The following is a 7,500-nucleotide window of genomic DNA, read 5'->3' as shown; positions in this document are numbered from 1 at the left end:
GAAAGGATTTTGGGAGTTCTATTGTATAGAAATCTGCAATAATTCCGTATTTTTATTTCTAATAAAGATCCCTTAAAAAAATTAAACTAAAATCAGATCTCGCTTCAAATACATTTTTATCATGAAATTTTGTTTCAAGACAAGATCACTTAAGGCAAGTCTTCAATTTTCCCAGCACTGTCCCGGAGCGAAACATTTGTACTGAGTCGCATGTCCGTATATACCAAGTTGATTACAAAGATCTTTTCCATTTTTGACATCTGCAAAACCATCATAGGAACGCCATATAGGAACAAAATAATCTCTTTCTCCGTCGTAAGAATATACGTTTGGTACCGGCTCATTGATACCCATAAAACCTTCGTAATTACAAGCCGCAACCTTATTCGGAACCACACAAGGACCATCGATAAGATCGTAAGCCATATCATACCCGTATATTGCTTTCATTCTATCTACAAAGATTTGTCCCGATTGATTCCAAAGCGCTTTTTTATCCAAAAAGGCGGCTGTCCATTCATGACAAGAGAGTATTTCTCCACTTGACTTTTTAAATCTGGTGCTAAATGCAATCTTAAGTCCTAAACTTTCCCCTTCACTTTCCGAATTTTTTTTCAAAAGCAAAATTCCAAGAATTTCGTTCGTATCCACTTTTTCTTCGTTTTTGCAAAAGGGTAGTAGGGTGAAAATTACCAAAGTAACCAGCCCCATTTTTATTATTTTTTTCATTTTCTTCTCCATATACTTAAAATTTGATTCTTATATTTTGTAATTCACAATGAATCCGAAAGTTCGTGGAACTGCTTCTCATTCTGTAATCAATTTTTTTATTTCAATAGAAATCTGAAACAAACGGTCCAATTTTAATACATTTTATAAATGGAATATTTAATTTATTGAATGTATTATTTGTTTGAACATTGATTTCGAAAAATCCCATGTGTGGATCTGAGCGGAATCGAATGAGAGCTGAAATGTTCCAAGCTTCGGAATCGAAATTGCAATCGAACGGTTTTATTCCCAGCATTGTCCTTGGGCGTAACATCTATACTCTGCAGCAATTCCTCGATTGATTCTACTGTCCAAACAGGCTTCTTTTGCGGTTTTAACGGGTAGATTGTAAAGATGCATTGTTGGAACTAAATATTCCCGTTCTCCGGAATACGAGTAAGAATGAGGAATTCGAGAGTTAACCCCTCCTTCTCCTTCGTAAATACAAGCGCTTACTTTATTTGGAATCATGCAGGGACCATCGATGCGATCGATGACTAAATCCAAATTGATTCCGGCTTTTATATAAGTTATGAATTCTTCATGACCTTGATTCCATTCTGCCTTTTTATCCAAATAAGCGGTCGAGTATTCCTTGCATAAGAAAACCTCTCCATTGGGCTTTCTTAATCTATGACTGAAGGCGATTGTAAGTCCTAAACTTTCCCCGACACTTTCGGAATTTTTTTTCAATAATAAAATTCCAAGAATGTCATTTACATTCAGTTTTTCTTCATTTTTACAAAAAGTTAAGTTGAAGATCGCCAGGGCGATTAATATAACTTTTATTATTTTCTTCATTGAATCCATGTCTCCTTAATGTCTGATCCTTATATTTTGTAATTTACAATAAATCCATAGGTCCTTGGAGCTCCGGGAACGGCTTGGAAGGTTCCATCTATATAGGAAGTAAAGTAATATTCGTTATTCAAGTTATTGCAATATATGTAAGCGGATAGACGTTCTTCTTCATATCCAATTTTCAAATTAGCTACAGTATAAGGGGCACTGTAGATCGTATTGTCCGCAGCAAAATACATTTTCCCTACGACCTGAAATTCACATCTGAAAAACAGGCCAAATAAAGAACGGTATTGCAGATAACTTACGACATCGTATTGTGGTATAAAATGTACATGCTTTCCGTCGAAGTTTGTATCTAGAACTCGATCGTAAAATTTATTGAATCTTCCTTCTGTATAGCCGGCAGAAAAACCGAGTCTTAAATATTTCCACGGCTTCATATAAGATTCGATTTCCGCACCTCGAATTGTAACTTTCTCCGCATTCAAATTTACGGCTTCGGCGATGGAAATAGCTCTGATCACGTGAAAATCAGTCGCCTCCGTATAAAAATAGGTGAGGTTGATTCCGAGGAAGTCTTTGAAGTATTTCGATTTGATTCCTACTTCGATAGTATCGTTTATTTCTGGCTTAAAAGCCGCTAAGGACGGTTGATTCACCACTGTACTATATCCAGCGTTTTTATAGCCGCGACTTATGCCCGTAAAAATCATTAATGATTCGATAGGCTTGTAATCGAAAATGAGTCTAGAAACATTGTAACGATAGGAATTGTTTCGAACATAATGTGGAGACAAAAGCCGAATATCTCCATAAGGATTATCTAATAGAGCCCCCTTTGCGTCTCGGCTATGGCCTATACCAATTTTCTGGGTTTCGATTCTGGCCCCTAATGTAATTGTAAATTTTTCCAAAAATGTGTAACTATTGTGAGTGAAGAAACTAAAGGATTTATCTTCAATTTTTGAATGGTGTGTTTCTCTTGCAGGAGCGTTTAGCCCTTTAAGAACGCTATACGTGTATGTTTGTGTCAAATGTTCTTGAGTAAATTCCTTGTCGGATATTTTATGATACAATAATGTTCCGATCTTAAATTGGAACGGTTCTCTTTGATTTTTAGATTCGAGACTTGTCTCATGAGTTCTTGTAGTAGAATGTTCAATATATTCAGATTTAGAAAATGCGCTTATAGTAAAATCTCCGTCTACAATTAGAGGATCAATTTCCATTTTCCTAACGCTAGATGTTGTTTTAAAAATGGCTTTAGGTAATTTATAGTTGATATTACTGGAATACGTTTTTCCGGTTGTGTTTGAAACACCTTCGTAATCCCAATATACTTTTCGAGCCGATTTTGTACGATTGAGATAAGTTCGAAAATTTTTCTCGCAACTCTCAGGGCTTACAGCACATCCTTTTATTAAACTTTTTCTTCTTTCTGATTTAGAAGCGAGGTAATTGACTATATTCAAAGAACCATCGTCGAAACTTTCGGCGTTTGCTTGTAGATCAATTTCAAGACTTTCTGTAGGCGTCCAATACAATCTGAGTCTTCCGGACTTTCCTCTTCTTCCATCGGGATGAGTTTTACGAATTTCGATGGGTATGTCTGAAGTGAGATTATTCGGATAATTGAATCCAGTTATATTATTTAAATATCCGCTTCTTTCGGTCGATTTTCCGGAAATGCCTATGTAAAATTTGTTTTTGACGAGAGGTGTGTTATAAAAAAAAGAATATTCCTTCTTTTTATAGTTTCCCAAATCGGCCGTAACCCTTCCTTGAGGCATGTTATTCGGTTTTTTAGTGTTAATTTCAATTACACCACCTTGAAAGTTTTTTCCAAAGACAGTGGCCTGGGAACCTCTATATACTTCGATGCTTTCCAAAGCAAACAGTTCAGTATTTAATGCGACATTATCTGCAAGAGGAACTCCGTCCACAATCATTCCGACGGAAGGATCGCTGAATAACGTGCTTCTCATTCCTCGAATATTATAATATGTGAAATTACGGGCACCGGAATCTATAATTGCAAAGTTTGGAACCTGCTTGTCTATATCGTTTGCTCTGGAGATACCGGTATCTAAAATATCCTGTTCATTCAATCTGGAAATACTACTTGGAGTTTTGAATATTTCATAGTCTCTTGGATCTTTTTTGCCTTGAACGGTAATTTCACTTCTTTTGTTCGAAGTTTCCTTGTTTGCTTTGGCAGGAGTGGAACGTGAAGATTCTTGTGCATAGAGGATCGATGTTGTTATTAAGAATAAAGTTCTAATAGGGAATTTGCAAAGACAGGAAAAGATTTCGAAGTTTGTGAAGTATGTATAAAGAATTCCACTTTGAATTTTATGTTTCAGTGATGAAAAAAGAAATCCAACTCTATTCCTTATGGAACAGGGCGAAACAAAAAGCTCATATCTCATAGGGCACATTAGAAATAATCCCTGTATTTTGTAAAGATGTAATTGATTTCAGGACTCAAAATCAATTATGAAAAAAGTTAGACTGAGTGGGGATTTTGAAGAGAAAGAAAATTAAAATGATGAAATTGGAATTTAAATAACACTATATTGTTGGTATGAATCGTTTTTACGTAGTTTTCAAAAACGATTCTAAAATAGATTCATCCTATAATTTGAATTATTTGAGTGGCGAAAATTAAAGTTCCTAAACCAGTATTTGTTATTTTAGAATTCTCTTGCATGGCAAATATTTTTACTGTTCCACCGAAGCCAAAGTTGTAGAATTTCTATTTAACGCGAGTTCGGTATAACCAAAATGCGAAAGGGATCGATGCGAGGTCAAGTTATTGGTATTTTATAAAAATTGAATCTGATCCCGGAGTTTCACAATAACTTGACCGGAGCTGAGAGCCCGGTCCAGCCTTTGTTTGCAAAGGCTGGATTCGCCCAAATTTTATTGCATCGAATTCGTGTTGAATGAATAGTGCACCGCTTTTTCCAAAGCGATCGAATTCAGTAATATATACTTATATGAGCAAAAATTATTTTTTCCGTTTCTTGAATCCTATAAAGCAATCGCGTTCCATTTTTTTTAGAGAACCAAAGAAAAATTCCGTAATCGCGTCGTCCTAGCAATTTCTCTTCTACTATATATTTCTTATTTACCAGATAAATTTTTGATTTAATGAAGGGCAGAGAACGATGATTTTATGCAGAAATTTGATCTTAACCTTGTATATATTAAAAATAAGTAGATTATGGTTTAAGCATGTTATCATCTCCAGATAAATAAGAATCTCCATTTTTATTAGGAAGTTACAAAAATGATAAGAGGTGAAAAATTATGCAAAAAATTTTAATAATTGTAATAGGCTTCTTTTTATTAGGGACTTTAGAAAATCTATATGCACATCGGGAAAGATTGCTTCCCAATCCGGTCGATATTGTTGAAGAAAATCACGAAAATCAGATTGCTACGCCTCCATTAGAAGTTTTCTATCTGGTTACCACTTTGACTCCGGAGCAGGTAAGCACTTCGGATGGATTTTGGTCTGCCGGGGCATCGTCTGCGGATTCTACAAATCTAGATTTTTCACTGTTGAACCATGTCACTCCCAGTGTTAACAGCGAAAGATCGGGTTATATCAGCTTGTTTCGGAATTTTATACATGCACTTATTTATGCACAATCGAACATTTCTCAAGTTTATTATATTTATCAAATCGCTGGAGGATTTAATATTGTGGATGTACAAGGTTCTCTCGGTCCTTATACTCCTTCTAATTCGACAGCAGAGGCCGTTGCGTTGAATCGAATCTATTGGAATCAAGTTTATGGTTGGACTCGCTTTTCAAGTAATTTCATTTTTAATTTAAACGATCCCGAACCACTCGAACATAATCTTATGTTTGATCGAGAAACCTTTGCGAATGCCACTTCTTCGCCCGGGCTTCCAGAATTAGCTGGATTTCCCCAAGGGGATCCTAGATGGGGAAATGAATTTTTTGCAAACGTCGCGGAATGTGAAGCCCCTTTGCGTAAACGTAGTAATGGAAGATGTTATCTACAGCAGGCATTGTTAAGTACTGTTCAAAAAATTTCCAATGCGAGTAGAAAAAGAAGTAGGTTACCAACTCTTCCATTTTTTAAAACTCCTATCTCCCAAGCTATATCTAGTAAAGGAATTTTTATAAAACTATCGGATTATATATCTGGGTTATGTTATGTTACTTCGAAAGATAAAGTAGAATGCAGATCTATCCTAGGCAACGGAAAACTTGGCTCTATCAAAAAAACTACAATCAGCGATACGGGTTATGAGGATTCGCATATGTTCGGGGATATTAATAATGATCAGAAAGACGATTTTTGTCGTTTAGTGGTCGGGACAAATAAATTCCCTTTATTAAAATGTAATTTAGGTGATGGCGAAGGATACTTTCCTACTGAAATTAGTTTTGGATCTCTAGATGGTGGCTGGGCGTCCGGCGGTGCGGCTAACAAACGTATGATTATTAAAGGAATTTCCGGCAGGTCTTTTTTTTGCAGGATTATAGACGGATATGAGATAGCTTGTACGGAATTAATTCAAAAGCGTAGCGGAAACAGCTCCACTTTTACTTTAGGACAATCCGGAATAACGAAAGGTAAACATTATTATTCTACTTTGGCTAAACAATTCAGCACTTTTACGGATTCCAATCAAGACGGCATTCCAGATTGGTGCCATATTAAAAACGAGAAATATAATGGATTTGATTTGGATTGCTGGTGGTCTTTGGGAAATCAGCAATTTTCTAATCATTTACCGATAAAATATTTAACCGGAGATGCTAACAACGACGTAATGACCAGTGCAAGAATTATGAATCCTTGGGTACAGGATTTTTGCTACATTTCTAAAAATCGGCTCAATAGTTCTGTTCGATGTTACAATTTTCCAAGTCAAAAACAATACAAATCATCAAGTGGGTTCAATTACGTAACTCGACTCATGGAAGCTAAAGGTCTTATGAGGAAGGATGGTTATTCTCTTTGTGCTGCTGAAATTAGAAATCAAGGGAGAACCATGAGACTTTCCTGTGTTTCAAAAGGGGCCGATTTCGGATTTACTCCCATTTTTTCAACGGTGGACTTTGAAGATTATCGAAATGTTTTGAATGAAAAGCAGACAAAGATTGTTTATTCCAACGGAAGAAGTTTGTTTTGTACGATCGGGGCGAATGATGTAGGATGCCTTCCACTCAATCAAGATGGTCCGACTTGTCAGCGTGTTGCTCCGGCTCAGACAAGATCCGTGAGAACTCTTAAAAGTGCTCTTACTGGATTGGAAAATTTCCAAGGGAGAAATGAATGTTTGGCGTTAAATAACAAAGACAGATGTTTTAATAAAAATGGAATTTGTTATAAGTGGGATTACTAATATCCTTATAATATAATATTTTTTTAAAATTCACTATTGCGGATTACATTGTGTAAGGGCTGGATCAGAGTAAGGGGCTTTTGGGATGAATTCGAGATATTTAAATAATTTATAGATTAGAGTTGTTGAAAAATTCCATAATTCAGATTAACAAAACTGCTTTAATCGACCGTTTTCATGAAACGGAAACAGATGAAGAATTAATTTTTCAACAACTCTATTAAAAATGTCTAGAATTCTCCCTAAAAGATGCAGTTGTATTTTTCATCAATCCCAAATGAGATTCTCTGAGTTAATTCTTATTCTTCAAGTGGGAAGATTGTATAAGTAATTCCTTTTTTTCTTCGGATTCTAACTCTTTCGATCGGATTTCTGCTAGATGCGGCTGACTGAACGATTTGTGCTTGGAGAGATTTGAGCTTTTATTTTCACCCAATCCGACATCAAAAACGTAAGCAAATTGAAATCGAAAAGTGTTCCCTTATCCTGGTAAATAACGTGAGTTCGATTTAAAAAAGTTTGGGCAATTGCCTG

Annotated in this window: 4 protein-coding genes; 1 reads left to right on the top strand and 3 read right to left on the bottom strand. The window is 35.7% G+C overall.

The annotated features are described in order from the left end of the window. Positions 1–162: 162 nt before the first annotated feature. From CLV95_RS00025 to CLV95_RS00010, 3 genes are all read right to left on the bottom strand, one after another. The gene (locus CLV95_RS00025) at positions 163–729 is read right to left on the bottom strand and encodes an LIC_11695 family lipoprotein (protein ID WP_002722506.1); all 567 of its coding nucleotides are present in this window, start codon (positions 727–729) and stop codon (positions 163–165) included. A gap of 285 nt (positions 730–1,014) precedes the next feature. Beyond that, positions 1,015–1,572 carry an LIC_11695 family lipoprotein gene (locus CLV95_RS00015; protein ID WP_002722501.1) on the bottom strand — a complete coding sequence of 186 codons (558 nt, stop codon included), beginning with the start codon at positions 1,570–1,572 and terminating at the stop codon, positions 1,015–1,017. Between the two features lie 29 nt (positions 1,573–1,601). After that, positions 1,602–4,004, bottom strand: coding sequence for a TonB-dependent receptor (locus CLV95_RS00010; RefSeq protein WP_016749705.1), 2,403 nt, complete (start codon positions 4,002–4,004; stop codon positions 1,602–1,604). Positions 4,005–4,887: 883 nt separating this feature from the next. On the opposite strand from CLV95_RS00010, the gene CLV95_RS00005 reads away from it, so the two are divergent. After that, a complete protein-coding gene (locus CLV95_RS00005) occupies positions 4,888–6,966 on the top strand; it encodes an enterotoxin A family protein (protein ID WP_002731736.1) in 2,079 nt (692 codons plus the stop codon). The last annotated feature ends 534 nt before the right edge of the window (positions 6,967–7,500 follow it).

Origin of the sequence: Leptospira borgpetersenii serovar Javanica, from assembly GCF_003046425.1 — a bacterium.
GTDB classification, from domain to species: Bacteria; Spirochaetota; Leptospiria; order Leptospirales; family Leptospiraceae; genus Leptospira; species Leptospira borgpetersenii.
This window is presented reverse-complemented; position numbering and strand designations above follow the sequence as displayed.

Excerpts from the sequence above, each read along its gene's own strand:
- CLV95_RS00025 (WP_002722506.1), bottom strand. The coding sequence starts at position 729 with ATGAAAAAAATAATAAAAATGGGGCTGGTTACTTTGGTAATTTTCACC.
- CLV95_RS00015 (WP_002722501.1), bottom strand. The coding sequence starts at position 1,572 with ATGAAGAAAATAATAAAAGTTATATTAATCGCCCTGGCGATCTTCAAC.
- CLV95_RS00010 (WP_016749705.1), bottom strand. The coding sequence starts at position 4,004 with ATGAGATATGAGCTTTTTGTTTCGCCCTGTTCCATAAGGAATAGAGTT.
- CLV95_RS00005 (WP_002731736.1), top strand. The coding sequence starts at position 4,888 with ATGCAAAAAATTTTAATAATTGTAATAGGCTTCTTTTTATTAGGGACT.